This is a genomic window from Flavimaribacter sediminis (assembly GCF_019492055.1).
GTDB lineage: Bacteria > Pseudomonadota > Alphaproteobacteria > Rhizobiales > Rhizobiaceae > Flavimaribacter > Flavimaribacter sediminis.
This window is the reverse complement of the sequence record NZ_JAICBX010000001.1, coordinates 1641572-1668235: the sequence shown is the minus strand read 5'-3', so window position 1 is coordinate 1668235 and position 26664 is coordinate 1641572. Positions and strand designations below refer to the sequence as shown.

The 26664-nt window shown below is 56.9% G+C and carries 22 protein-coding genes and 3 tRNA genes; 13 read left to right on the top strand and 12 right to left on the bottom strand.

Going from position 1 to position 26664, the window contains the following annotated elements:
• Positions 1 to 35 precede the first annotated feature (35 nt).
• The 6 genes from recJ (at position 36) to K1W69_RS07920 (ending at position 7540) form a co-directional block, all read left to right on the top strand.
• The gene (gene recJ / locus K1W69_RS07945; RefSeq protein ID WP_220227892.1) at positions 36 to 1841 is read left to right on the top strand and encodes a single-stranded-DNA-specific exonuclease RecJ; all 1806 of its coding nucleotides are present in this window, start codon (positions 36 to 38) and stop codon (positions 1839 to 1841) included.
• Between the two features lie 184 nt (positions 1842 to 2025).
• Positions 2026 to 3567: an ABC transporter substrate-binding protein gene (locus K1W69_RS07940; protein ID WP_258570840.1), complete on the top strand. Its 1542-nt coding sequence runs from the start codon at positions 2026 to 2028 to the stop codon at positions 3565 to 3567.
• A 67-nt stretch (positions 3568 to 3634) separates the two neighbouring features.
• The gene (locus K1W69_RS07935) at positions 3635 to 4624 is read left to right on the top strand and encodes an ABC transporter permease (protein WP_220227737.1); all 990 of its coding nucleotides are present in this window, start codon (positions 3635 to 3637) and stop codon (positions 4622 to 4624) included.
• Between the two features lie 4 nt (positions 4625 to 4628).
• Positions 4629 to 5543, top strand: coding sequence for an ABC transporter permease (locus K1W69_RS07930; RefSeq protein ID WP_258570839.1), 915 nt, complete (start codon positions 4629 to 4631; stop codon positions 5541 to 5543).
• 72 nt (positions 5544 to 5615) lie between these two features.
• The gene (locus tag K1W69_RS07925) at positions 5616 to 6542 is read left to right on the top strand and encodes an ABC transporter ATP-binding protein (RefSeq protein ID WP_220227891.1); all 927 of its coding nucleotides are present in this window, start codon (positions 5616 to 5618) and stop codon (positions 6540 to 6542) included.
• Entirely contained in the window at positions 6539 to 7540 is a 1002-nt protein-coding gene (locus tag K1W69_RS07920; protein WP_220227735.1) for an ABC transporter ATP-binding protein, read from the top strand. Before K1W69_RS07925 ends, K1W69_RS07920 begins: the two co-directional genes overlap by 4 nt.
• 67 nt (positions 7541 to 7607) lie before the next feature.
• Here the strand turns inward: K1W69_RS07920 and K1W69_RS07915 are convergent.
• Both K1W69_RS07915 and K1W69_RS07910 read right to left on the bottom strand, forming a co-directional pair.
• A tRNA-Glu gene (locus K1W69_RS07915) sits at positions 7608 to 7682 on the bottom strand.
• A 189-nt stretch (positions 7683 to 7871) separates the two neighbouring features.
• Positions 7872 to 8312 carry a VOC family protein gene (locus K1W69_RS07910; protein WP_220227734.1) on the bottom strand — a complete coding sequence of 147 codons (441 nt, stop codon included), beginning with the start codon at positions 8310 to 8312 and terminating at the stop codon, positions 7872 to 7874.
• Positions 8313 to 8535: 223 nt separating this feature from the next.
• On the opposite strand from K1W69_RS07910, the gene K1W69_RS07905 reads away from it, so the two are divergent.
• The 3 genes from K1W69_RS07905 to K1W69_RS07895 all read left to right on the top strand — a co-directional run bounded on the left by K1W69_RS07905 (position 8536) and on the right by K1W69_RS07895 (position 9769).
• Positions 8536 to 9069, top strand: coding sequence for a cold-shock protein (locus tag K1W69_RS07905; protein WP_258570838.1), 534 nt, complete (start codon positions 8536 to 8538; stop codon positions 9067 to 9069).
• Between the two features lie 56 nt (positions 9070 to 9125).
• The gene (locus K1W69_RS07900; RefSeq protein WP_220227732.1) at positions 9126 to 9596 is read left to right on the top strand and encodes a DUF192 domain-containing protein; all 471 of its coding nucleotides are present in this window, start codon (positions 9126 to 9128) and stop codon (positions 9594 to 9596) included.
• 96 nt (positions 9597 to 9692) lie between these two features.
• Positions 9693 to 9769, top strand: a tRNA-Pro gene (locus K1W69_RS07895).
• Between the two features lie 480 nt (positions 9770 to 10249).
• Here the strand turns inward: K1W69_RS07895 and K1W69_RS07890 are convergent.
• Entirely contained in the window at positions 10250 to 12064 is a 1815-nt protein-coding gene (locus tag K1W69_RS07890) for an HWE histidine kinase domain-containing protein (RefSeq protein WP_220227731.1), read from the bottom strand.
• A gap of 699 nt (positions 12065 to 12763) precedes the next feature.
• Positions 12764 to 13159 carry a cupin domain-containing protein gene (locus tag K1W69_RS07885; protein ID WP_220227730.1) on the bottom strand — a complete coding sequence of 132 codons (396 nt, stop codon included), beginning with the start codon at positions 13157 to 13159 and terminating at the stop codon, positions 12764 to 12766.
• 221 nt (positions 13160 to 13380) lie between these two features.
• Between K1W69_RS07885 and K1W69_RS07880 the strand changes: the two genes are divergently transcribed.
• Positions 13381 to 13731, top strand: a complete 351-nt coding sequence (locus K1W69_RS07880) for a hypothetical protein (RefSeq protein WP_220227729.1) — start codon at positions 13381 to 13383, stop codon at positions 13729 to 13731.
• A gap of 75 nt (positions 13732 to 13806) precedes the next feature.
• Here K1W69_RS07880 and K1W69_RS07875 read toward each other — a convergent pair.
• The 3 genes from K1W69_RS07875 to K1W69_RS07865 all read right to left on the bottom strand — a co-directional run bounded on the left by K1W69_RS07875 (position 13807) and on the right by K1W69_RS07865 (position 15463).
• Positions 13807 to 13883: transfer RNA gene (locus K1W69_RS07875), tRNA-Arg, on the bottom strand.
• A gap of 11 nt (positions 13884 to 13894) precedes the next feature.
• On the bottom strand, positions 13895 to 14200 hold the full coding sequence (locus K1W69_RS07870; RefSeq protein WP_220227728.1) for an ETC complex I subunit: 306 nt from the start codon (positions 14198 to 14200) through the stop codon (positions 13895 to 13897).
• Between the two features lie 342 nt (positions 14201 to 14542).
• On the bottom strand, positions 14543 to 15463 hold the full coding sequence (locus K1W69_RS07865; RefSeq protein ID WP_220227727.1) for a cation diffusion facilitator family transporter: 921 nt from the start codon (positions 15461 to 15463) through the stop codon (positions 14543 to 14545).
• Positions 15464 to 15542: 79 nt separating this feature from the next.
• On the opposite strand from K1W69_RS07865, the gene K1W69_RS07860 reads away from it, so the two are divergent.
• Positions 15543 to 15956, top strand: a complete 414-nt coding sequence (locus tag K1W69_RS07860; RefSeq protein WP_220227890.1) for a MerR family transcriptional regulator — start codon at positions 15543 to 15545, stop codon at positions 15954 to 15956.
• A 29-nt stretch (positions 15957 to 15985) separates the two neighbouring features.
• Here K1W69_RS07860 and K1W69_RS07855 read toward each other — a convergent pair whose 3' ends face one another.
• From K1W69_RS07855 to K1W69_RS07840, 4 genes are all read right to left on the bottom strand, one after another.
• Positions 15986 to 17383 carry a DEAD/DEAH box helicase gene (locus tag K1W69_RS07855; RefSeq protein WP_220227726.1) on the bottom strand — a complete coding sequence of 466 codons (1398 nt, stop codon included), beginning with the start codon at positions 17381 to 17383 and terminating at the stop codon, positions 15986 to 15988.
• A 199-nt stretch (positions 17384 to 17582) separates the two neighbouring features.
• Positions 17583 to 18833: a M23 family metallopeptidase gene (locus K1W69_RS07850; protein WP_370688205.1), complete on the bottom strand. Its 1251-nt coding sequence runs from the start codon at positions 18831 to 18833 to the stop codon at positions 17583 to 17585.
• A gap of 66 nt (positions 18834 to 18899) precedes the next feature.
• A complete protein-coding gene (locus tag K1W69_RS07845; protein ID WP_220227725.1) occupies positions 18900 to 19736 on the bottom strand; it encodes a ferritin-like domain-containing protein in 837 nt (278 codons plus the stop codon).
• Entirely contained in the window at positions 19717 to 20184 is a 468-nt protein-coding gene (locus tag K1W69_RS07840) for a peroxiredoxin (protein WP_220227724.1), read from the bottom strand. Before K1W69_RS07840 ends, K1W69_RS07845 begins: the two co-directional genes overlap by 20 nt.
• A 194-nt stretch (positions 20185 to 20378) precedes the next feature.
• Here K1W69_RS07840 and K1W69_RS07835 point away from each other — a divergent pair, with 194 nt between their 5' ends.
• A complete protein-coding gene (locus tag K1W69_RS07835; protein ID WP_220227723.1) occupies positions 20379 to 23858 on the top strand; it encodes a YhdP family protein in 3480 nt (1159 codons plus the stop codon).
• 274 nt (positions 23859 to 24132) lie between these two features.
• On the opposite strand, the gene tyrS is transcribed toward K1W69_RS07835, so the two are convergent.
• Positions 24133 to 25386, bottom strand: coding sequence for a tyrosine--tRNA ligase (gene tyrS, locus K1W69_RS07830; protein ID WP_220227722.1), 1254 nt, complete (start codon positions 25384 to 25386; stop codon positions 24133 to 24135).
• Between the two features lie 143 nt (positions 25387 to 25529).
• Between tyrS and K1W69_RS07825 the strand changes: the two genes are divergently transcribed.
• A complete protein-coding gene (locus K1W69_RS07825; RefSeq protein ID WP_370688204.1) occupies positions 25530 to 26642 on the top strand; it encodes an anhydro-N-acetylmuramic acid kinase in 1113 nt (370 codons plus the stop codon).
• The last annotated feature ends 22 nt before the right edge of the window (positions 26643 to 26664 follow it).

The window sequence follows — 26664 nt, the reverse complement described above, 5'->3', positions numbered from 1 at the left end:
CGCAGGTGCATCGTTGAATCCTTTGTGGGATATATATCTATTTGAATAATATCAGATACTTGACGCCATTTTTTGAAGTGGAGTCTTCACTATTTGGGCAGCGCTGGGCTCCGCGACTCGACTCCGCCGGCGTCAATCGAGCCTTGGCGATTTCCCAGACTGACGGCGTTCCTGATATTGTCGCGCGTGTCCTCGCCGGCCGCGGCGTCCAGCAGGGCGACGCACAGGCTTTTCTCGATCCAACGCTTCGCGCCCTGATGCCTGATCCATCCGTCTTTCAGGATATGGACAAGGCGGCGGAGCGGCTCGCCGATGCGGTCGAGCGCCGCGAACGCGTGGCGATCTTTGGCGATTACGATGTCGACGGGGCGGCGTCTTCCGCGCTTCTCAAACGATTTCTCGATCAATTCGACGTACCATCTGAGATCTACATACCGGACAGAATTTTCGAAGGGTATGGACCCAATGTAAAGGCCATCGACGCTCTGATCGACCGCGGTTGTCAGCTCATAGTGACAGTGGATTGCGGATCAACGAGCCTGGAGGCGCTCGCGCATGCGGCCGAACGCGGCGTGGACGTCGTCGTGCTCGATCATCATCAAATGAATCTCGAGGCGCCCGTCAGCCATGCGCTCGTCAATCCAAACCGGGAAGATGATTTGTCGGGGCAGGGGCATCTGTGCGCGGCGGGCGTCGTCTTCATGGCTCTGGTGGCGTTGCTGCGCGAACTGCGTCGCCGTCAAAACAAGGCTGCGGCGTCAGTCGATTTGCTGGAAATGCTTGACCTTGTTGCTTTGGCCACCGTCTGCGATGTCGTGCCGCTGAAGGGTTTGAACCGGGCTTTCGTCGTCAAGGGTTTGCAGGTGGCGCGTCGTATGACCAATCCGGGACTTGCCGCCCTGATGCGGGTCAGTGGAATTGACGGCCCGCTCACGCCCTATCACCTGGGCTTCATGGTCGGCCCCCGAATAAACGCCGGTGGCCGGATAGGCGACGCCGCCCTCGGCAGCCGGTTGCTGACGCTCGAAAGCGAAACCGAATCCGGAGAGATCGCGGATACGCTCAATCGGCTCAACACGGAACGACAGTCGATCGAACGCGACACGCTTGCGCAAGCCGAAGCCGAGGTGCTGGCGGAGATCGGTGCGGGAGACCCTCCGGTCGTCGTCATAACAGCCGGCGATGGCTGGCATGCGGGCATCGTCGGCATCATCGCCGCCCGGCTCAAGGAGAAATTGCAGCGACCGACATTCGCCATCGCCTTTAACGCCTCAGGTCATGGAACCGGCTCCGGGCGCTCCATCGCCGGCTTCGACCTGGGTCGCATGGTCCGCCTTGCCGTCGACAAGGGCTTGCTGGTCAAAGGTGGCGGGCACGCCATGGCGGCCGGCATTACAGTCGAACGCACAAGGCTCGGCGAATTGCGGGCATGGGCGGAAGATTATGCACGTGAGGAAGTCTCGGCGCTGACAGCGGTCCGCACATTGAAAATCGACGCGGCCCTGGCGGCGTCCGGCGCAACCCTGCAACTCTATGACCAGCTCGACAAGGCGGGGCCATACGGCGCAGGCCATCCCCAACCTGTTTTCGCAATGCCTGCGCATCAGGTCACGGACGCCCGGGTTGTAGGGACCGATCATGTCAAATTGCGGCTTGCCGACGCGGCGGGACAAAAGATTGACGCGATAGCGTTTCGCGCAGCCGAATCCGAAATGGGCGCGGCGCTGTTGGGAGGGCGCGGACACCGCTTCCATTTCGCCGGAAATCTCTCGACGAACCACTGGCAAGGGCGAAGAACGGTTCAATTTCGCGTTATCGACGCCGCGCTACCCCGGAATTGAGAGCGCCAACGCCGATTTCACGGGTTGTTCTGCGACAGAAGTCGTACCGGGCGCGCCTTGGAATAGACTGGCGCGCATTCCCAATAGTTGGTAGTTTTTTCGTGCAAAAAGAAAATGGTCAAACCAGAGAGGAATGTTGCTTATGAAACGTCCATTGTTGGCAGTCGCTGCCGCAACCGCACTCATGGCATCAACTGCAATAGCCGGCGCCGAAACACTGCGCTGGGCCCGAGCCGGTGATTCACTGACGCTCGATCCGCACTCCCAGAACGAAGGGCCGACACACGCGCTGTCGCAGCAGATCTACGAGCCGTTGATATCACCCGATATGGAAGCCAAACCTATTCCGGCTCTCGCCACCGAATGGGGCGTTAAGGAGGGCGATCCGAACGTCTGGGTTTTCAAGCTGCGCGAAGGCGTGAAATTCCATGACGGAGCCGATTTCACGGCTGAAGACGTCGTCTTCTCTTTCAACCGCGCAAAAATGGAAAGCTCCGACATGAAGGAGCTGCTGGTTTCCATCAAGGAAGTGCGCGCAGTTGACGATTATACCGTTGAAATGGAGACGGACGGACCGAATCCGATCCTGCCGAACAATCTCACCAACCTCTTCATAATGGACAAGGGCTGGGCCGAAACCCATGGTGTGGAAGCTCCTGCAGAGTTCGACACGGGTGAGGAAACCTACGCGGTGCGCAACGCCAACGGCACCGGCGCCTTTATGCTTGAAAGCCGCGAGCCGGACACGAAAACCGTGCTGAAGGCGAACCCTGATTACTGGGGCAAGGGAGAGTTTCCTCTCGAAGTCACGGAAATCATCTACACGCCTATCCAGAATGCAGCGACCCGCGTCGCGGCGCTTCTGTCCGGAGAGGTTGATCTGATCCAGGACGTGCCGGTGCAGGATCTGCAGCGCGTATCCGACGCGGACGGTCTCAAGGTCGACAACGCGCCCCAGAACCGGACGATCTTCTTCGGGATCAATTCCGGCGACGATGACCTTGCGAACGACAATGTCGACGGCAAGAATCCGTTCGCCGATATCCGGGTTCGCAAGGCCATGAACATGGCGATCGATCGCGACGCCATCAAGATGGTGGTCATGCGCGGCCAGTCGGCGCCGACCGGCGTCATCATTCCGCCCTTCGTCAATGGCTGGACGGAAGAACTGGACAAGTATCCGAAGGCGGATGTCGCCGCCGCGAAGGCGTTGATGGAAGAGGCAGGCTATGGCGATGGTTTCGAAGTCACGCTGCATTGCCCGAACGACCGCTACATCAACGATGAAGCAATCTGTCAGGCGATGGTCGGCATGATGGGACAGATCGGCATCAAGGTGAACCTGGTCGCCCAGACCAAGGCGAACCACTTCCCGCTGATTTCCGGCAAGGAAACGGATTTCTACCTGCTGGGCTGGGGCGTTCCGACCTTCGATTCCGAGTATGTCTTCAACTTCCTCGTTCATTCGACGACCGACGAACGCGGTTCGTGGAACGGTTCCCGTTTCAGCAATCCGGAAGTCGACGCCATGATCGAGTCGCTCGGTTCGGAGACAGACATCGAAAAACGCGACGATACGATCTCCAAGATCTGGCAGATCGTTCAGGACGAACAGATTTACCTGCCGGTACACAACCAGGTTCTGAACTGGGGCATGAAGGACAATGTGAACTTCCCTGTGCAGCCGGAAGACCAGCCGCACTTCAAGTTCCTGCAATACAATTGATCCTGTGAATCTGGTTTCCGGGGCGCGCTTTCACGCCCCGGATTCCTCAGCCGGCAGACGCATCTAGATGCTTGCATTCATTATCAGGCGCGTGGCGCAGTCTGTGGTCGTGTTGCTCGTGGTCGGACTGGTCGCGTTTTCGCTGTTCCGATTCGTCGGCGACCCGGTCGAAAACCTGCTTGGACAGGAGCGCACGGTCGCTGATATTGAACGGGTCCGGTCGCAGCTGGGCCTCGATCAACCGTTTCCCGTTCAGTATTTCAAGTTTCTGAAAGGCATCGTGGTCGACGGAAACTTCGGCGTTTCCTATCGCCAGGGGCGACCAGTCGCCGACATTATCGCCGAACGCGCGCCTGCAACGCTCGAACTTGCTTTCGTATCGGCTTTGTTCGCTCTCGTGCTTGGCATATCGCTGGGCGTTTATACGGCGATCCGCCGGGACGGTTGGCTGTCGAACGCCATCATGACGCTCTCGCTTGTGGGCGTGTCGCTTCCCACCTTCCTGATCGGAATTCTGTTGATCTACGTGTTCGCTGTTGAACTTGGTTGGCTGCCGAGTTTCGGTCGCGGCGAAACGGTCAAGATCGGCGGCTGGACCACCGGCTTTCTGACGACCAGCGGCCTGAAGGCGCTCATCCTGCCCGCCATTACACTGGGCCTCTACCAGATGACGCTGATTATGCGGCTGGTGCGTTCTGAAATGCTCGAGGTCCTGCGTTCGGACTATGTGAAATTCGCCGACGCGCGCGGATTGCCGTCGCGCCGGATTCATTTTCGCCATGCGCTGAAGAACACGCTGGTGCCTGTCATCACCATCACCGGCTTGCAACTCGGTTCAATCATCGCGTTCGCAATCATCACTGAAACCGTTTTCCAGTGGCCGGGCGTTGGCCTGCTGTTTATCAACGCCATCCAGTTCGTCGACATTCCGGTAATGGCGACGTATCTCATGCTGATTTCCGTTCTGTTCGTCACGATCAATCTGATTGTGGATCTGCTCTATTTTTCCATCGACCCGAGGCTCAAGGCGGATGGCTCAGCAGGGGGAGGACATTGACTGCATGGAGATGATCAAACGATTTGTCGATTCCGACCTCGTCTACAAATTCAATCGGTCGCCAGTCGCAATCATCGCGCTCGCCGTGACCGTTCTTCTGATTGGCGGGGCTGTGCTCGCCCCCTTTGTGACGAGCCAGAACCCGTTCGACCCGGCCTCGCTCAACCTGATGAACGGATTTTCGAAACCGATGGAGCCCAACCAGTTCACCGGCGACACGTTCATCTTCGGCGCCGACGATCAGGGGCGGGACGTCTATGCGACGATCCTGTACGGCATGCGCATATCGCTCTTCGTCGGTTTCGCCGCCGTGCTGTTCGCCATGGTGCTTGGCGTATCGCTCGGGCTGCTTTCCGGCTTTATCGGCGGGCGCACAGACGTCATCATCATGCGCATCGCCGACATCCAGCTGACGTTTCCGGCGATCCTCGTCGCGCTCCTTATCTTCGGCATCGCCAAGGGCATAACGCCGCCCTCCATGCGGGACGAAATCGCGATCTGGGTGCTGATCATAGCAATCGGACTGTCCGACTGGGTTCAGTTCGCGCGCGTCGTGCGCGGCGCCACGCTGGTGGAGAAGAGCAAGGAATACGTTCAGGCGGCGCGTCTCATCGGGCGATCGTCATTCGTGATCATGATAAGGCACATTTTGCCCAATACCCTGTCGCCGGTTTTGGTGATCGCCACAATATCGCTGGCGCTGGCCATCATCGCCGAAGCAACGCTCTCGTTTCTCGGCGTAGGGGCGCCGCCGACGCAGCCGTCGCTCGGAACCTTGATCAGAATTGGCCAGGGCTTCCTGTTTTCTGGCGAATGGTGGATCCTTTTCTTTCCCGCCATCACGCTTCTGGCGCTGGCGCTCTCGGTCAACCTGCTGGGCGACTGGCTGCGCGACGCGCTCAATCCGAAACTGAAGTAAGGCAAGCCAGTGACAGATCACCCCTTGCTTTCCGTCAAGAACCTCACTGTGCAGTTTCCCTCCCGCGGAGCGATGCTGACGGCGGTCGACGATGTCTCCTTCGATCTTGCGCGCGGCGAAGTCCTCGGTCTCGTGGGCGAGTCCGGCGCCGGAAAATCGATGACCGGCGCTGCGATTATCGGGCTTATCGAGGCGCCCGGCCGGATCACCGGCGGCTCCATTTCGCTGGAAGGCAAGCGGATAGACAATCTGTCTTCCGCTGAAATGCGTCAGGTCAGGGGACGGCGGATCGGCATGGTTTTCCAGGATCCTCTGACGTCGCTCAATCCGCTCTTCACCATCGCCGAGCAATTGGTCGAGACCATAAGGGTGCATTTGCCGATGTCGGCGAGGGAAGCCCGCGAACGGGCGATCGGTCTATTGAACGAAGTCGGCATTCCGGCTGCAAGCCAGCGCATCGACGACTATCCGCACCAGTTTTCGGGCGGTATGCGCCAACGCGTCGTTATTGCGCTGGCGCTTGCCGCCGAACCTGAACTGGTGATCGCCGACGAACCGACCACGGCGCTCGATGTTTCCGTTCAGGCGCAAATCATCGATGTTCTGAAAAAACTCTGCTCGGAGCGGAACGCGTCGGTCATCCTGATTACGCACGATATGGGCGTTATCGCCGAGACCGCGGATCGGGTCGCGGTCATGTACGCCGGTCGCCTGGCGGAGATCGGACCGGTGCGCTCTGTCATCAAGGACGCCCTTCACCCCTACACAAAAGGCTTGATGGGATCCATTCCTTCGTTGACGAGCACGGACGATCGGCTGGTTCAGATTCCGGGGTCCATGCCCCGCCTGAACAATATCCCGGAAGGGTGCGCATTCAATCCGCGCTGTGATCAGGTTTTCGCGCGTTGCACGAAGGCGCGGCCGGAACTCATGCATTCCGGCAATCGCGAGGTCTCCTGCTGGCTCTACGATGATGCTGCGTCGGAGGCGACGGCATGAGCGAAACGCTGCTGGAAGTCCGCAATCTGACGCGTACCTTCGATATGTCCAAGCCTTGGCTGAATCGCGTGCTGGAGAGGGATGGAAAACGGTTCCTTCGGGCCGTGGATCGCGTTTCTTTCACGATACGAAAGGGTGAGACATTCGCTCTGGTCGGCGAATCCGGATCAGGCAAATCCACCATTGCAAAAATGGTCGTGGGGCTTTTGCCTTCAAGCTCGGGTGAGATTCTGTTTGACGGCGCGCCGATCGGAACCGGCGAAGGGGCCGCAATGCGCGCCATGCGCTCCCGGTTCCAGATGATCTTCCAGAGCCCTTTCGCCAGCCTCAATCCGCGTTGGAAAGTTCGTGATATCGTTGCCGAGCCGATCATCGCCTTCGACATGGTGCAAAATCGACAGGCCCAGGCCGCGCGCGTTGCCGAACTGCTCGAACTGGTCGGCCTTTCTGCTTCGGACGGTTCGAAATATCCGCACGAGTTTTCAGGCGGTCAGCGCCAGCGCATAGCCATCGCTCGAGCGCTTTCATCTAATCCTGAATTCATCGTGTGCGACGAACCGACATCGGCTCTTGATGTTTCCGTGCAGGCGCAAATTTTGAACCTGATGCGAGACCTGCAGGACGAACTCGGCCTGACCTACCTCTTTATCAGTCATGACCTGTCCGTGGTCAGGCATATGGCGAACCGGATCGGCGTGCTCTATCTCGGCGCGCTTGTGGAAAATGCGCAGGCGAGGGGATTGTTCGAAGATCCACAGCATCCCTACACGCAGATGCTGCTCGACGCGGTGCCGGATGTCGACATGACGGATCGCGAGCGGGAGGAGGTGATCGGCGAGATACCGAATCCCATCTCACCCCCGGATGGATGTGTCTTTCATCCGCGCTGTGTCAAGGCGTTCGACCGTTGCCGCGTCGAGGCGCCCGCCATGGTGGCCACGCAGTATGGCGAGGCCAAATGTTTTGCGGCAGAGAATGTGCGAAAAGCCGGTTCGTAGGCGGGACAAGATCGGCCTCGACCGAAGCTAACGCTCGGATTTTCAACATTGAAATATGAGTGGAAGATGGCACGCCCTAGGGGAATCGAACCCCTCTTTCCAGAATGAAAATCTGGCGTCCTAACCGATAGACGAAGGGCGCGTCGGGTCGCTATATAGTCAGGTCACCGGATTCCCGCAAGCGTGAAATTGGGATTCTTTTAAAAAATGTGACAGTCATTTTCGCGCTTTGAATCAAATACGGGTCGAACCGAAGAATTGCCTTCGACCTTTGCCTGCTTCGTGCATTTCGTGGCGCAGCGGCTGAGCCGTTGGATCGGGCGGGAGAGAGCTACCAACTCCCGGTATTGGGCATGCTGGTCCAAGGTTCTTGCGGGGTCAGCGCCGATCCGGATTGCAGGATTTCCACGGAAATGCCGTCCGGGGAGCGGACGAACGCCATGCGTCCGTCTCTCGGTGGACGATTGATCGTGACGCCCTTGTCCATCAGCGATTGGCAGTAGTCGTGGATGTCGTCCACCTGGTAGGCGAGGTGGCCGAAATTGCGTCCGCCTGAATACTCTTCCGGATCCCAATTGTAGGTCAGTTCGAGGAGCGGCGCCTGCGTCGTCTCGATATGCTCGACATCGCCCGGAGCCGCCAGGAAAATCAGCGTATAGCGTCCAGCTTCGCTTTCCATGCGTCGGATTTCCACAAGACCGAGCTTGTCGCAATAAAAGTCCAGCGCCTGCTCGACGTTACTTACGCGGACCATAGTGTGAAGATAACGCATTGATCTTACCCTCGTTTCAGGAGTGCTGTTTGTGGTTTGAATACCATATGAAGGCAAAAAAACCACCCAATCTAACATTTCGACAAAGTTATGCTTGCATCACCTTATGCAACCGATGTTATTCTATCCTCCAGAATCATGCGTGATCGGGGTTTGCGTTTTCGAGAGGCCGGGGTGAATGGGGGACAAGTCTCCACACAAGAATCAATCCACCGAGGCTTCGATGTCCGGAGAATCTGTGGATCTTATCGAGATATCTGGCGTAATAAAATGGTTTGATGTTGCCAAGGGGTTCGGGTTCATCGTTCCCGACAATGGACTGCCGGACGTACTCCTGCATGTGACATGCCTGCGCCGGGACGGATATCAGACCGCTCTCGAAGGCACCCGCGTCGTGTGTGAAATCCAGAAACGCGACCGCGGATACCAGGCTTTCCGAATTCTTTCCATGGATCAGTCGACGGCGGTTCATCCCAGCCAGCTGCCGCCTGTGCGCACTCATGTCCAGGTAACGCCAACCAGTGGCATGGAGCGCGCGCTGGTGAAGTGGTTCAATCGCTCGAAGGGTTTTGGCTTCCTGACGCGGGGAGAGGGCACGGAAGATATCTTCGTGCATATGGAAACCCTGCGGCGTTACGGATTGACCGAGTTGCGTCCGGGGCAGGTCGTGCTCGTGCGCTACGGCGACGGTGAAAAAGGTCTCATGGCCGCCGAGATCCATCCGGATATCGACAACAATTTCCCGAAATCGCATTAGCGCCTTGAAGGCGCGCTTTTGTGCTACCTTGGCGTAACGCAAAGGGAGAAATTCGCATGCAGGTTTTCGGCCGGCGCGCCGCACATTGTTGGCTGGCGCTGTTCATTGTTTTTCTCGCGGCAAGCAGCGCGTTTGCACAGACACGTGAAGACGGATCCTCACTCCAGATCATCACAGACAGCGGGTGTTACGAATTTACCGTTGAGCTTGCTTTGACGCCAGCGCAGCGCCAGGTCGGCCTGATGAACCGTCAACATCTTGACGACAGGGCAGGAATGCTGTTTCGCTTCGATCAGGTGCGGCCGGTCACCATGTGGATGCGCAATACGCTCATTCCGCTCGACATGATTTTCATCCGAAGCGACGGCGAAATCGCCCATATTCATCAAAACGCCCGACCACTTGACGAAAGCGTCATCAGCTCCCGCGAACCGGTGGCCTATGTGCTTGAGGTCAATGGGGGGAAGACCGCCGAGTTGGGCGTGAAGCCCGGTCACAGAGTATCGCATCCGCTGATCGCACAATAACGCCTTTTGGGCGGCGGAAGTGGCGGATATCCGCAATTTCGGGGTTGTGCAAATCGGGGCGAGGCTTTAGGGAAGCGTGGCTGAATCAAATCAGTCCGGAGCGTAGCGCAGCCTGGTAGCGCATCTGGTTTGGGACCAGAGGGTCGCAGGTTCGAATCCTGCCGCTCCGACCATTTCTCAAAATATCCGACCTGAAGACATAGGCGATACGGTACACCGTGTGCATATTGCCCGCATAAGCGTCCGGCCGCCAGTATATCCCGAATTTTCAGACTGGAAAGTCCGGCTCTCTACCAGTTGTTTCCACTCTGGGTCCGTTCGGACAACAGGCTAAAACTTTAGCAATACATTAATTGGCGCTATGGATAATATCTATCAAGTAATTGATATAATTATAAAAAAATTACGGATTAGACCGAAAAAATGCAGATTTTCATTGCGTCCGATTGTCATTTCACCCTATGATCGATTTGCCACTCCGGCCGGGCGATAGCGTCATTTCATGACGTGTGCTGTAGGGTGTCCCCTAAATATCCTCCCTCAAGTCTGTGCGTTCCCCACCACGCACAGACCGCCCGTTATTCTCAAACGGCTGCGCGCAAATGCAGCGCCACCGGTTCGGAGACGCGAACAATGCGCATGCGAAAAAGGCGCTATTTCAGAGATTTGCCGACTTTGTCGATCGCCTGTTCGAGCAGTTCCCTTGAAACCGGCTTCATCAATTTGGTGACTGGCGCTTCAATACCTTCGGGCGTTTCGAAATCCGAATAGCCGGAAGCGACGATGATCGGCACGCCTTTTGCGCCGAGAGACGCAATGACGGGTTCTGAGGATTCGCCTCCAAGATTGAGGTCGACGACCGCGAGAGACGGAAGGTGTCTGTCGATGGCCTCCAAAGCCGCCGCGACGCTGTTTGCCGTCGCAGCCACGCCATGGCCCAGATCCTCGATCATCATTTCGATATCCATCGCGATCAAAGCCTCGTCTTCAACAATCAGGACGCCCTGTGATGGCTCTGCCAATGGAACGTCCTGATCAGAGACTGGTTGCTCCACTCTGAGGCCGTCGGCCAGAGGCAACGCAATACGACAGAACAATCCGTCGCTTTCCATTCTTCGTTCCAGCATCCCATCCAATTGTTGCAGAACGATCTGGTTCATGAGTTTCGAACCGAAGCCTCCCTTCGGCACGCTCGGCGCAGACTTTCCGGCAATGACATGTTCGCGCCATTGCAGCTCCAACAGGCCATCATCCATCCGCCAACGGATGGACAGTCGCCCGCCGCTTTCCGAGAGCGGGCCGTATTTGGCTGCGTTGGTCGTCAGTTCGTGGAAGATCAGCGCCAGGCTTTGGGTCATCTGCGCGGAGAGGTCCACTCTGGGACCGTCCATTTCGATCACGGCCAGATCGCTTTCGCGATAGGGCTCCAACTCGTTCCTGAGGATTGTCGCAAGGTCGATATCCGACCAGCTTTCCGATGACAGCAGCGAATGGGATCGCGAAAGTGACGCAATCCGGTCCTCGATCTTGGCGCGAAACTCTTCGATCGTTTCCGCCTGGGTGAGGTGAATGACCGATTTGGTCACTGCCAGCACATTTCGCGCGCGGTGATCAATTTCTCTAATCATGATCCTTTCGCGTTCGCGCGCGCGCCGCTGTTCTATCCAGACCCAGGTTCGCCTCAGCACTTCGGCGATCGTGGCCATTTCGTAACGCGTCCAGGAACGCGGCTCGCGGGAATGCGCGTACAGAACGCTGACAAGTCGGCCCTGATCGATCCAGGGCGCCGCAACGGCGGCGTTAATTCCGGCGGAGGTGAATATCTCGCGCAACCGCTCCGGCGCCGAGTCATCGTCCATTCTGTCGATGCGTAACGGAACGCCGTTTGCAAGCCGGTCGGCCTCTGAGGGATAGATTTTTTCCAAACCGGTGATATTCGCCGCGGAACCATCACTGCTGTCATGCCATGTCTCGACAACCGGGAGATCTCTGTTTTTGGAATCAAACTCGCAGAACCCCATCTGCGCGACCTTGAGATGTTCGCCCAGAAATTCCACTGCGAAACGGCGCGCGCTCTCCGGATCGTCCCGCGCGCGCAAATTTTCGTCAAAACGCAAAAGGAAGCTGGTCTGGCGCTGCGCAAGCACCTTGTCGGTGGTTTCGCTGCCACCGTTGAAAACGCCGACAATCCGGCCGTCTTCGCCTCGAATGGCGGTAAAGCTGTAGTTCCAATAGGTTTCCTCGAGAACGCCGTAACGCTGCATAGGAAGCATCTGGTCTTCGACATATACCCCTTCGCCAGTCCTTATCAGCTCTGCGAATTGCGGCTCTATGACGTGCCAGATATCGCTCCAGACTTCACGCGCTGGAGCGCCCAGAGCAGAAGGGTGCCGAGGACCGGGAATGTTCGACCAGGCGTCATTGTAGAGCAATCTCAGTTCCGATCCCCAGTAGATGGCGATCGGCAATTTGGAATGCAGGCAAATACTCAGCGCAGAGCGGAGAGACTGCGGCCATTTATCCGGTGGACCAAATGGGTGGTTTGTCCAATCGAAGTTCCTGATCCGTTGCGCCATTTCGCTGGAACCGGAGAGAAAGTTCATGGGGTCGGAGGGAAAATGCTGGTGGCGCAACATGGCTGTCTAACACGCTCCTGACCGCAAAAACGCGCGCTTGGACTGTAGCGACGATAATTGCGAAGATCGGATTATTTGCATCGCTTTAATGGAATTCGAAACCCGGATTCGCGTGTAAACGCATCATGCGGATGATGGTTCCACGTGTTGAAGAAAAAAATTTGATGAAGAAAATTCATTGAGGCGCAGAAGGCGCCCATATCGGACGGTCTGCACACTGGGGAGTGCACAGACGCGGTGTGCTGTTGTCGGGTCACACCGCCGACAGACTGAGTCACCCTGTCGCGCCCGGCCTGTCGCAGGCGAGCCGAGTGTCGGACGAACAGGAAGCGAATTCAATATGCAAATAGCCATAACGGTAGAATTTCAGGCCTTTTTTGTCGCAAATAATCCATGCGGCAAATTGCTTCCGAGCGCTCTATCGACCCCGGTTATCTACTTGAAACCTCACCGAGAATAATTAACCAGTTTGATAGATCTGGCGTTGTGACGGACCGAATCGCAGCGCTGTCGCCAGCTCGGATTCGAACGCTAATCGTCACCAATCGTAGCCGGCCATTTGCCTTCAACCGCGAAGGCTTCGTCTGGGCCGGGCCACGGCGGCATGGTCATGCCCACCGCCGACAAGGGTTCATCTCCGGTGGATCTGAACTGGAAATGCGTATCGAGCGGAATCGTCAGGCATACGCCCTTGCGCACTGGAACGATTTCTTCCCTGTCCTCGTATTTGAGCCACATCTCGCCGCTGCCAGTCAGAAATAACCAGATCTCCTCGACGGTGCGGTGGGCGACTGCAATTGACGTCTGACCGGACGGGAGAGAAAAATGCGCCATGCTGCCGCCCTTCAGCGCCAGGAGCGCGCGCACCTCCGATCCATCAGGCGCCATAGCTGTCGGTGTTTCCGGAAGAGTCATTGTGTCGAACATCTAGCTACATCTCCTTCCAATGTCCAAACAGTCTTCCTGCAAGCGGTGACGGCCGGGGCAGGGCTATTTGTAACTGTTACAATCATTGGCTACTGTTTTAAGTGTATTGCCACCTTTGGCTTAATTCCGCGTTAACCATGTTCGGATTTATGATTGTCATGCGCCATCCGTCGACGGCTTCGCCTGTTTCCTGCCGCAGTCATGCCAACTAGGTTCATGTCATGGATCAGGAGACGCTCTATTCAACAGCTTTGGAAATCTGCGGACTGAGCAACGAGGAAGTCTTGCAGCTGTTGGAGGACGAACGCCCCGGATCGCATTCGCTTCATTCGGGTTCAAAAGACGTCTGGCGAATTCTTGCCGACCACTATCTCAAAATGCAGATCGTCGCCGATCAGATCAGCATGCTCACGCATTATGACGACAAGGAGCTCACGGATATTCCTTTGGACGCCCAGGCGTCGCGCTTTCAGCCTGGATCGGCGACCAGAATTCACGTCATGTCGATCCTGATTGCTCTTGGAATGCGGGATCTGGACAAGGATTTTTCTAACCGCGGCGCTGCGGATTAATCGCCGGGTCGAGCGCATGATCCTGAATTCAATATGTAAGGAAATACAGTTAGGAATATGAAAATATATAATAAATGGCGACCCCGGCAGGATTCGAACCTGCGACATTCGGTTTAGAAGACCGACGCTCTATCCAACTGAGCTACGGGGCCTTTTGCGTTTGTCAGTGTGTCCAAGGCTGGCGCCGGTCCGACCTGAAATTGTCGGCATAGGCGACACGGCGCCGTTTGAATTCGTGCGGTTCGATCAGGCGATAGGCTATATTGTGCCGATCCGCATAGATGATTGCTTCCTCTAGGGTTTCGAAGCTCAGTCTCACCTGCTGTTTCATGTCTCCCGATGAGGTGTATCCCATCATTGGATCAATAGATTTCGGTGATTCCTGGTCGAATTCCAGAACCCATTTGTGGGTTTTGGCCTTGCCGGACTGCATGGCGGTTTTGGCTGGACGGTAAATCTTGGCGGTCACTGTCGACAGACCTCCGGAACGTTCGGGTTGGCTTGATCGCTGCTCCGCTTATTGAGCGTTTTGATACAATATGCAACCCGTAACTTCGCCGGAATGAGAAGCCTTCGCCGGGTACAAACGCCGATATCGACTACACGCGGTCAAGATTGGGTGGGCTTACGGGCGGCCTGCGTGCAATTGTACTCAGGCGCCAGGAGCAGGCTTCACGCCGGCAACACTACACCAGACTGCCAAACCCGTGCCTGAACGGCGATGAGAATATTATCATCACCTAATATTAAGGCCTGGTTGACAGACTGTTGACCGGCGGACCTGCGCGTCGAAGCTTTGCGCCGGGCGCCGTTATTCACCGTGTCCGATGATGCTTGGATTCGGACAGGCATGCCTGGAACATTCAAGTTCCAGAGTGGAATGGCGAATCCCGAAGCGTTCCATGAGCGCTTCTTTTACGGATTGCTTGATTGCGTCGGCGTGGTCCCATAGCCCGGCTTCTATCACCAGATGCGCCTCCAGTGCGTTTTCATGCTCCTGCATTTGCCAGAAATGCAGATGGTGCACGCCGGTTACGCCATTGACCTTGCGGATTGCCTCAAGCACCGACGCCGTCTGGATATCGGACGGACGTCCAAGCATTAGGATACGAATGACATCGCCGATTTCCGAGAAGGATTGCCAAAGTATGTAGCCGGCAATCAAGAGGGTTACCAACGGATCGACGAGCCGCCAATCATAAAGAATGATCGCCGTTCCTGCGATGATGACGGCGATCGAACCCAGCGCGTCCGCTACATTGTGAAGAAATGCGGCCCGAATGTTGATGCTCTCCCTGGACAATGAGAAGGTGAGGAGCGCCGTAATCAGGTCGACGACAAGAGCGACCGCCGCTATGATGACGACAAGCCAGCCATCGACATCCGCTGGCTCGAACAACCGCTGGATTGCTTCAAAGGTCAGATAGAAACCAATGATAATGAGCGTGGTGTAATTGACGAGCGCCGCAACGATTTCCGCGCGGCCATAGCCGTATGTCATATCGCTGTTGGCTGGTCGTCGGGCGATCTTGCGGGCGAGGAACGCAATGACGAGCGCGATGGCGTCGGAAAGATTGTGCATTGCATCCGCGATCAGCGCCAGGCTGCCTGAGAGAACGCCGCCAACGACTTGCGCCACAGTCAGCCCCATGTTCACGGCGATAGCCCAGAAGACGCGTGCGTCTCCGTCTTCCGGATCGACATGATGGTGGTGGTGGTGATGAGCGGCCATTGATCCTCGCAATTCCCTGGATTTGGGTTCGCAGAGGAATATAATCTCTCTAGTTACTAGAGGTTCAAGAGGCAGATTGATGTTTTCTATCGGAGAATTGTCCAGGCGTTCGGGCGTGAAGATTCCGACCATTCGCTATTATGAGCAGATGCGCCTTCTCGACGCTCCGGAGCGAACCATTGGTAATCAACGACGTTATACGCAGCGCGGGCTGGAGCGGCTTTCGTTTATCCGGCACGCGCGCGAGCTTGGTCTGTCCATAGATGACATCAGTGAGCTTGTGTCTCTGTGCGAGGATCCGAAGCGTTCCTGTGCGGATGCTCACGGCATAGCTGCGCGCCATCTGTCAAACGTGCGAGCGAGGATCGCAAAACTGAAAAAGCTCGAGCAGGAACTCATCCGTATCGCGGGGCTGTCCGATACGGGCCGGGTAGGCGAATGCTGTGTTATTCAAACACTCGCTGATCACACGCTGTGCGAAACGGATCATTGAGGAAAAGCATGAAGCCGCGATTCAGAGGCTTACTGCTTTGAGCCGATCATCATGAACGCAGGTATGTCGTCTCCGAAGCCGACAGGCGTCGGCCCGTCGTCACGCCGGTCTTTTCTCCGGCTGTTGCGGCGATTGTCATTGTTGGCCGTGTCCTTGGCGCCGCTGTTAGCAATTTCAGGCGTCGGCGCTGCGGCCTTTTCTTCACCGGCGTTGTCCGGCGCAGGCTTTTCCGATCTCGGCTTCCTGGAGCGAGGCTTGGCGGTATCCTTTGTCCCGGACGAAGCCTCAGTGGTTTCGCTGACCTCGTCGCCTTGCCATTCGATCTTCATGTCGATGAGTTTCTCGATCGCATCCACGTACTTCTTCTCCCGGCGAGTTACGAGTGTGAAAGAGGCGCCGTTGCGGCCAGCTCTTCCTGTGCGACCGATACGATGAACATAGTCTTCGGCGTGTATTGGAACATCGAAGTTGAACACGTGGCTGACGGCAGGGATGTCTAGTCCGCGCGCGGCGACGTCTGATGCGACCAAAAGGTCGATCTTGTCGTTGCGGAAATTGTGCAGCATGGTCATACGGGAGCGCTGGTCCATGTCTCCATGCAGTGCGCCGACCGAGAATTCATGCCGTTCCAGCGACCTGAAGAGCTCCGATACGTCGCGTTTTCTGTTGCAGAAGATAATTGCGTTCGTCAGATCCGTCTGCTGCCGGATGAGATCGCGCAGAACCGCGCGCTTCTCGTAGTCCTTCGAAGGCGCGCTCACCAGTCGCTGCGTGACGTTCTTGGCGGTTGTGGACGGCGGAGCAACTTTGATTTCTTCCGGATTTTGCAGGAAACGATCTGCGAGCGTCTGAATCTCCTTCGGCATGGTGGCGGAGAAGAAGAGCGTCTGACGCGTGAAAGGGATCAGCTTTGCGATGCGTTCGACATCGGGAATAAATCCCATGTCGAGCATGCGGTCGGCCTCGTCGATCACAACAATATCGACGCCAGTCAGCAGCAGCTTTCCGCGCTCGAAATGGTCGAGCAGTCGGCCGGGCGTAGCGATCAGCACGTCGGCGCCGCGCTCCAGTTTTCGGTCCTGCTCGTCAAAGGACACGCCGCCGATGAGCAGTGCGATATTGAGCTTGTGGTACTTGCCGTATTTCGTGAAGTTTTCTTCGACCTGTGCGGCGAGTTCACGCGTTGGCTCCAGGATCAGGGTGCGCGGCATCCGCGCCCGCGCGCGGCCCTTCTCCAGCATCGTCAGCATGGGAAGCACAAAGGACGCCGTCTTGCCGGTTCCTGTCTGCGCTATACCAAGCAGGTCGCGATGCGCCAGCGCGAGCGGTATCGCGCCTTCCTGTATTGGCGTCGGAGTTGTGTAGCCGGCGTCTTCGACGGCTGACAAAACTTTCTGGCTCAGGCCCAGGTCAGAAAAACTGGTCAATGGAGATTTCGAATCCGTTCATAGATCGGTATAACACCAGACGGAACTGATTTGTTCCGCGAATCTTGTGGTCCGACTAGTCCGAACGTCGGGGAGTGTCAAGGAAAGCGGCGCAATTACTTGATATATGGGTAAATCTTACAAAGATTTAATGAAAGACGAGCTGTTTTGCACGATATTGCGTCACACTGCCGTAATGTCACAGGAGTGACGCAAGTCGTTCGCCAGCCTTGAGAAGCGGCTTCGGATTGAGCGGTTTATTGTTCACGCGTACCTCGTAATGGAGGTGAGTCCCGGTCGATCGACCGGTGCTTCCGGCTGAACCGATCATGGATCCGGCTTCCACTTTCTGCCCGACATTCACATGAATGCGCGACAGGTGAGCGTAGCGCGTCACGATGCCGTTGCCATGATCAACCTCGATCATCTTTCCGTAGCCGCCGTGACGGCCGGTGCCGGTGACGGTTCCGCTTGCCGTCGCCTTGATCGGAAAACCGTAAGGCGTCTTGAAATCCATGCCTGAGTGAAAGGCGAATCGTTTCAGAAAAGGATCGCGGCGGTTTCCGAAATTGCTGGAGACGGGCTGATCAGGCACAGGATTTGCCAGGGGCAGGGCGCGCACCTGGCTGCTGACGGCGTTGAGGTGATCGAGAGCCGTCTCCAGACCAGACAGGCTCGTGTCGAAATTGCTGTCTGCGGCAGGGATGAAAGGTCCGCCGACGCTTTCATCCGTCAAATCGGAGGGCAGACCTGTGCTCTCCACGATCGAGTCTATGGCTTCCGCCTTGCGATAGGCGTTGGCGATCAGCAACTCGATCCTGTCGAACTGTTCGCGTTCCATCGCGTGCAGATCATTGTCCACTTTTGCGAAAATGGTTTCGGATGCCCGCGCTCTGGCGCGAACCGCCGGTTCAACGTCCTGATAGGCCAAAAGCAATTCAGGAGATTGGGCGCCGGCTGGACGATCCGCGCTGGCGCGGCGACTTTCCTCGGACTGATCAGGCGTCGGTCTCGGACGGGGCACCGGAATCGTGTCCGGCTCTACGAAACTGAAGGTGGCGCGCTGCAAGAGATCATCCAGACGGCCGTGGCGGGAACTCAGCACCTGTTGTTGTTCAATCAGGCGCGCCATCTTGTCTTCCATCGCCTGTTGATCAAGCAACTGCCGGCTGGTGATGCGGTCGACCTGAACTCTCAACGACGCGATGCGGTCCTCGTAGGCGTATTGCACCCGCGCCTGTTGCGCCATCGAAGCGCCGATGAGATCGTCGCGAAGCACAAGGTAGGTTGTCGCCAGCAGATAACCGATCGCAATGACCGAAACCACGCTGACCACAATGCCGAGCATCCACGGGTGAATATTCCAGTGGCGGATGGAATCTCCACTCGCAATGATCAGGGTGTGTGGTCGTTTTCTGCCAAAAATCTTGCCGACTGAAACTTGAGACACGCAAACCCCCGTGAACAACTGCACCGCAGGGCCGATAAAACAATGTTAAGGTTAATATTTCTTTGCCTAAGAAGTATTTGTCGACGATAGGCTGCGATAAAATGACGGGGTCAAGCCGGCGCTTGCGCGCGCCACGTCGTTGAACGGCGCCTTGAGTTGGCCACGGAAATTGGCCCGCACCAACATTTGAAAAAGTGACGCCGGCTCCCTGTTGTGGCGATCACACAAAAACCGGAACCACTTTGCGCCGACCGCCACATGGGTGATTTCGTCCGTAAAGATGATATCCAGCACGGCTGCGGATTCAGCGTCTCCCACATCACGCATCTTTTGCTGGAGCGAAGGCGTAACGTCGAGGCCCCGTGCTTCGAGTATAAGGGGCACGACGGCCAGCCTCGCCATCAGGTCATTGCGTGTGTCGTGCGCCGCCTGCCAGAGGCCGTCATGGGCGGGCAGGTCGCCATAGTCGGAACCGAGCGCCTGCAAACGTCCGCGTACCAGCAGGAAATGCTTCGCTTCGTCGCGTGCGACGCCCATCCAGCCGTCGAAAAAGGATTGCGGCATCTTTTCCGAGGCGAAACGCGCAATGATGTCCAGCGCAAGATCAATGGCGTTGAGCTCGATATGAGCGATTGCGTGGAGCAGGGCAATTCGGCCCGCCGGATTGTTCAGATTGCGTTTTTTGACCAGCCTCGGCGGCAGCAATTCAGGCTTCTCCGGCCGCCCCGGTCGATCCGGAACCGGCGGATCGAGCGGAGAGCGCAGCGACAGGCGCCGCGTGAACCAGGACTGCGTAAGCGCGTGCGTTATCCACGCCTTCTGATCGGGATCCGCGCATGAAACCGCCTGTACGGCGCCGTCACGTAGTGACGTAAAGGACGTGTCAGCCCGCCTTTGCGGCATCCAGCACCTCTTCGGCGTGGCCGGGCACCTTAACCTTTCGCCATATCCTGGAGATGACACCATCCTCGTCGATCAGTACGGTTGTGCGCTCGACGCCCATGTATTTGCGTCCATACATGCTCTTCTCGACCCAGACGCCATATTTTTCCAGCGTCGTCTTCTCCTCGTCCGAAGCGAGCATGACGTTCAGATCGTGCTTGGCGATGAATTTGTCGTGTTTCGCTGGCTTGTCCGGCGACATGCCGAGCAAGATCGCGCCGGCCTTTTCGAAGTCGCTCTTTAGTCCGGTGAAGGCGATCGCTTCAGCGGTGCATCCGCTCGTATCGTCTTTCGGGTAGAAAAAGAGCACGACTTTTTTACCGCGCAACTCCGAGAGCGTCACGGTTCCGCCACCATCACGGGGCAATGCGAAATCAGGCGCCTCGTTTCCTTCGGCAATGTCGGTCATTGTTATGTTCCTTTTCTGTCGGTCGAGGTCTGTTACAATCATTCGGCGACGATATATAGTCTGTTAGGGAATGTTAGCCTGCGCAGCCGATTCGTATTTTCAGGCATATCTTCAATGGCGCAATCACGTTGTCAAAACGAGGTCTCATGATAGGCCGCAAACGTCGCACGGACCGTGGAAATCATGGGAGAGCTTTGTCTCTGGACACCATGCCTTCTGCGTTGCATGACGACGCCATCGTGGTTCATACGCCGCGACATTGGCCGCGGATTGGTCGCGCGCGTCGTTTTCTGCTCGCTGCGCTTATTTTTGTCATTGGTCTGCCTGCCGTTCTCGTCATACTGATCAATCTTGGCGCCGGGGACCGGTTGCTTACAGACAGGCTGCAACAATTCATGCAGACGGCGCTCGGAGACGCCTTAACGCCGACGGTCCAGGGGGTTGGGGTCAGATTGACCGAGAACGGCCGTATCGCCGTTGAAGCCCGTGGCGTCAGCGTCGTGCGTAAAGACACGAGCGAAAAGGTCGTCGGCGCAAACAGCGTCAAACTCGGGCTTGGCCTGCTGCCGTTGCTTTCAGGTCGGCCGACAGTGTCGCGTGTGGAAATCGACAGCGGCTATGTCGACGCGAAATATATCGGGCGAAACGAGGCTGCAGACGAGACTGAAACGGAGAAAGGGCCATTCCAGATCAAGGATATCGGGCCTGCCGCCAATAGCCTGCTGGATGGTCTGACCAACATAGAAGCGATCGTGCGACGCAAGGAAGTCGATACGGTCATTCTTACCGATTTCATCTTTCTGAACACCGGCGGCAAGCTGACGGACGACGAGACGAGGCACGGCGAAACCCCCGCACAGGATTTGCAGGACATTCGGGTTGAACGCGCGGAATTGACGTCTAATCCAGACCATTCGATCACCTTCGATTCCAAGGTCATGATGGCCGGCGATATCGTACATGTGCTTATCACTACTTCGGTGACCCGGTTCTGGAACCAGCCGGATTCTCTGGAGGTTGCGGTTTCCAATCTCAAGATCGGAGAATTGATCCGACAATTGACCGGACGGTCGCGACAAAAATTCCGGCTCGAAGGAAACGCGGATCTGCAGCTGGTCGTCAGACGACCGAACCAGACCCGTCAGGCCAGTCTCACAGGCGGAATAGAACTGTCCGGCGGCGAATTGTTCATGGACGGCGTTGGCGCCGAGTTGCGGCGCAGCAGGATCAATTTTGCGTTCGATTCCACCAAGAACTCCCTGGAGCTTCTTCCTTCGCAATTGAACGTCGGAAAATCCTCCTATGATTTCAATGGCGGCGTGATCGATCTGGACAGCCTGCCGGACCAGACCAAAACGAACGGCCTTGCATTCGACCTTGTCGTTGACGAGGGGATCGTCGCGCCATCGGATTCGTCCGAGCCTCCGGCGACCGTCGCCATGAAGGTGTTCGCGCGATATCTCCGGGACGAGAAGCGCATCAATGTCGACGAATTTCTTGTGTCGGCCGGAAGAGGCGCACTTTACTCGTCGGCGAGCATCCAGTTGACCGATACGAGCCCGCAAATCTCCTTCGTCGCAAACGTCACCGGAATGGACACCTCGACGGTCAAGCAGCTCTGGCCTTACTGGATAGCGAGGCAGGCGCGCAACTGGGTCCACCAGAACCTGTTTGGCGGCACGGTGACCCATGGCGCCATACGATTGTTCATTCCCAGGGGATTGATTGCTCAGGGACCCGACGCGTCGATGGACGACCGACAACTGACGCTTGATTTCGACATAGAAAACGCCCGCTTCGACGTGGCCGGAGACATTCCCCCGGTGCGCAATGGCGCCGGCGTATTCAAACTGCGCGGCGACCAACTGGAGCTGGAACTGAAAGGCGGGCGCTCCTTCTTCCCTTCCGGTCGGAGCGTTGGCATCGCAAATGGAAACTTTGCTATTCCCGACACCCGCGCACAGCCGCTCATGGCCGATCTTGATATCGAGGTCACCGGAAACGCCGACGCAGTGGCGGAACTGGTGTCCTATCGCCCGATCAACGCGCTGCAACGCACGCCCTACAAGCCTGAAGACTTTACCGGATCCATCAAGGCGAAAGTGGAGGTGACGTTCGGATTGATCATCGAGCAGGAACCGCCCGAGCCCGACTGGACGGTCGATCTCGATTTGAGCGAGGTCAGCGTCGGGCCGTTGATCGACGGCGTCAAGGTTACGAACGCGACAGGCAAGATGTTCGTCGATCCGCAAGACATTCATTTCGACACAAGCGCCGATCTGGACGGGATCAATGCGCAGATCGATTTCGTGGAGCCCCTGTCGGACGACCGGCCGCAAGACAGGCAACGCGACGTCAAACTCGTCGCGGACGCCGAAGCGCGCGCAAAATTTGCGCCGCAATTGAACGACTACGTCAAGGGCGACATCGAACTCGACCTGTCGTTGCTCGGAGAAGGCAAGCAAAAAATTGTCGCCGATCTGACAAAGGCGCGCCTGGAATTGCCGTGGATTGGATGGTCAAAGGGAACCGGGGTGAAGGCGTCCGTTTCATTTCTCCTGGACCTCGGTCCGGAAGGGGCGCAGGACAAAGTCATAAAGATCAGCGACGTCAAACTGAAAGGCAACGGTTTTGCCGCCTCCGGCTCACTGGATTTCGATGATGTGGGATTGCTGAACGCCGATATCCGTAACGCGACACTTGCGCGCGACGACAAGTTCGATATCAAGATCAATCGGCGCAACGGCGTCTATGTCATCAATGTCAATGGTCGCGCGGTCGACCTCCGCTCGGCGATCAAGCACTATTTCAGCGATTCCGAAGCCGCCCCCGAGAGCGCTTCAGACGAACGCGTGGAATTGTCTGTCACCGCCGACAAGGCGATCGGCTTTCACGACGAAACCGTCAGTCCGTTCCGGATGACCTATTCCGGCGTTGGCAGCACAATGCTTTCCTTGAGTGTCGAAGGCACAACGCGCAGCGGGCAACCGGTGCGGGCGAACGGGGCCACCCAGAAGGGCGTCACCCGCATCAATCTGACATCCGGAGACGCCGGCGCCACGGGGCGGATTGTCGACATCTATGACAAGATCCAGGGCGGCAAGCTGTCCGTTGCGTTGAACCGGGCCAATAATGGCCCCTACCTGGGCACGGTTTCCGTCGATGATTTTGCGATTGTCGGCGAGGAACGCCTGGAATCGATCGTGTCTTCAAAACCGCAAGGCGGTCAAAGCCTAAACGAGGCGATCAATCGTGATCTGAACGTGACGCGCGCCGAATTTCAGCGCGGCTACGCCCGCATCGACAAGGGACCCGGCTATCTGCGCATCAGCGACGGGGTCGTGCGTGGTCCGGAAATTGGCTCCACGTTTCAGGGAACCGTCTATGACGCCAGGGGCAACATAGACATTACAGGCACATTCATGCCGCTGTACGGCGTCAACCGGTTGTTTGGGGAAATTCCGATCGTCGGCGCGATCCTCGGAAACGGCCGCGATCGTGGACTGATCGGCATCACCTATCGTCTGTCCGGCAAGTTTGATGATCCAAAACTGTCCATCAATCCGATATCCGTGATCGCGCCGGGCATTTTCCGTTCCATGTTCCAGTTTACTCAGGGAAGGGGCGGCGCCGCCGATACGGTGACGCCATCACAGCCTCGAATGGATCGCTAGAGCGGCGCTGACCTGGTGCTATTTCTGGCAAAATATGCTATGATGTCGCTCACCTTCCGGGACGGGAAAACACCGAAACTCTGAAATCCCGAAACAAAGCCAGGCCGACGTTGCGAGCCAAAAGCGCCAATTCCCGAAACAAAGCCAGATTGGCGCAGCGTGCTGAAAACGCTGATTCCCGAAACAAAGCCAAAAAGACTTTCTGTTCTAAAAATACCTATAGAAAACAATATAATATATTGTTCTGCTTATTTCTTTTGTTAGGCAAAGGCAATCATTCTGCCCGCACAAGGACATGTTTCTTTTTGCCGACGGAGAGCTTCAGCAGACCTTCATCCGTCAAGTCGTCGGATCCGACAATCCGTTTTTCGTCAGCGACTGCCTGATCATTGATGCGCACCGCTCCGCCCTTGATGTGGCGTCTGGCTTCGCCGTTCGAACTGGCCATGCCGGCAGAGACCAGGAGCGTCAAAAGGCCGATTCCACCTTCCAATTCCCCGGAGGCTACGTCAATCGATGGAAGATTTTCGGCAAGCGCGCCTTCCTCGAAAGTCTTGCGGGCCGTCTCCGCAGCCTCCTCTGCGGCGGAACGCCCGTGGAGCAACGCGGTTACTTCGGTGGCGAGTATCTTTTTGACCTCGTTGATTTCGGATCCGCCAAGCGCTTGCAGCCTGTCGATCTCGTCAATCGGCAAGGTCGTGTACAGCTTGAGGAAGCGACCGACATCCGCGTCTTCCGTGTTGCGCCAGTACTGCCAGAAATCGTAAACGCTGAACATGTCAGCGTTGAGCCAGATTGCTCCGTTGGCCGACTTGCCCATCTTCGCGCCTGACGACGTGGTCAGGAGCGGAGAGGTCACGGCGTATAGCTGAGGCGCGCCGAGGCGATGGCCGAGATCGATGCCGTTGACGATATTGCCCCACTGATCAGAGCCGCCCATCTGCAAACGGCAGCCGTGCCGCTTGTTGAGCTCCACGAAATCATAGGCCTGAAGGATCATGTAGTTGAATTCGAGGAAGGAAAGCGATTGTTCCCGGTCGAGCCGCATTTTCACGGAATCAAAGGAAAGCATGCGGTTGACGGAAAAATGCCGGCCGACATCTCTCAGGAATTCGACGTAGTTGATGCCAAGAAGCCAGTCGGCGTTGTTGATCATGAGAGCTTCCCGATCACCTTCGCCGAAGGTTAGGTATTTCGAAAAGCAGCTCTTTATGCCTTCGATGTTCTGGTCGATCTTCTCCGGAGTCAGCAACTGGCGCGCCTCGTCCTTGAAGCTCGGATCCCCGATCATGCCTGTTCCACCGCCCATTAGCGCAATGGGACGATGGCCGGTCTGCTGAAACCAGTGCAGCATCATGATCTGGATGAGGGATCCCGCATGCAGGCTGGACGCAGTCGGATCGAAGCCGATATAGGCCGTAACGATTTCCTTCTGCAGCAAGTCGTCGAGGCCGGAATCATCCGAAGTCTGATGGATAAAGCCGCGCTCCTGCATAATATGAAGAAAATCGGATTTGAAGGCCGACATGACCGCTCTTTCCCTGTACCGGATGCAATACAACGGACAGGACTGTCCGCACAGGCGCGGCGTTTAACACTGTTTTCTGCAGAATTCACGCCATTTATTTGCATGAATCGCATATACGCTCATGATGGACGGGAGCGGGACGCGTGGAAGAACTGACGGCAATCGGATTGATGAGCGGCACGTCGATGGACGGAATCGACATCGCGCATTTACGGAGTGACGGTGAAACGATCGCCGAGCGAGGGCCATTCCTGTTCGCGCCTTATAGCCCGGATTTCAGAAAAAAACTCGCTGCTTCGCTTGATACGGCGAAGTCAATCGAAGAGCGCTCGCAAAGACCCGGCGACCTGGCTGACATCGAAAAGGAACTGACGGACCTCCATGCGAATGCTGTCGCCCGCTTTATGAACGAATATGATTTGAAGGCGGATGACATCGATCTGATCGGCTTTCACGGGCAGACGGTTCTGCATCGACCCGGCGCCGGAATGACCGTGCAACTGGGTGATGGTCAGGCCCTTGCGAGTAAGACCGGCGTGCCGGTAATTTATGACATGCGGGCGGCCGATATGATCGCCGGCGGAGAAGGGGCTCCGCTCGCGCCAGCCTATCACGGCGCTCTGGCAAGAGGATTGGGCGGTGAATGGCCGGTGGCCTTCGTCAATATCGGCGGTATATCCAACATCACCTGCGTGGCGAAGGATAGCGGGCTTGTGGCCTTTGACACCGGTCCCGGAAACACGCTCATCGACCAGTGGGTAGAGATGAAGGCCGGGATTCCCTTCGATCAGGGGGGCGCAATCGCCAGCGAAGGCGGCGTGCTGCGCGATCTGCTGGATCACTACCTGAAAGCCGAATTTTTTCATGCGGAGAAGCGCAGGTCGCTCGACCGCAATGACTTCCTGCCGCCAGATCCTTCAGCGGCGTCGCTTGAAGACGGCGCACGCAGCCTCGCGCGGCTGACGGCCGAGGCCATATTCACATCCGCCGCCCATCTTCCGGAGCAACCGAAACAATGGATAATCTGCGGCGGCGGCCGACAAAATATCGTCATCATGAATGATCTTGAGGAACTGGCCGAAAAGACATCTGCGTCTGTTTTCCGGGCTGAGGACCTGGGCCTCAACGGCGATTCCATGGAAGCCGAAGCCTGGGCATTTCTCGCGATCCGCTCCCGAAAGGGCCTGCCGCTGAGCTGGCCGGAAACAACAGGATGCCGCGAACCGGTAAGCGGTGGTATTTTGGCGGAACCCTGATTTCTTGTCAGCGAAACGAACA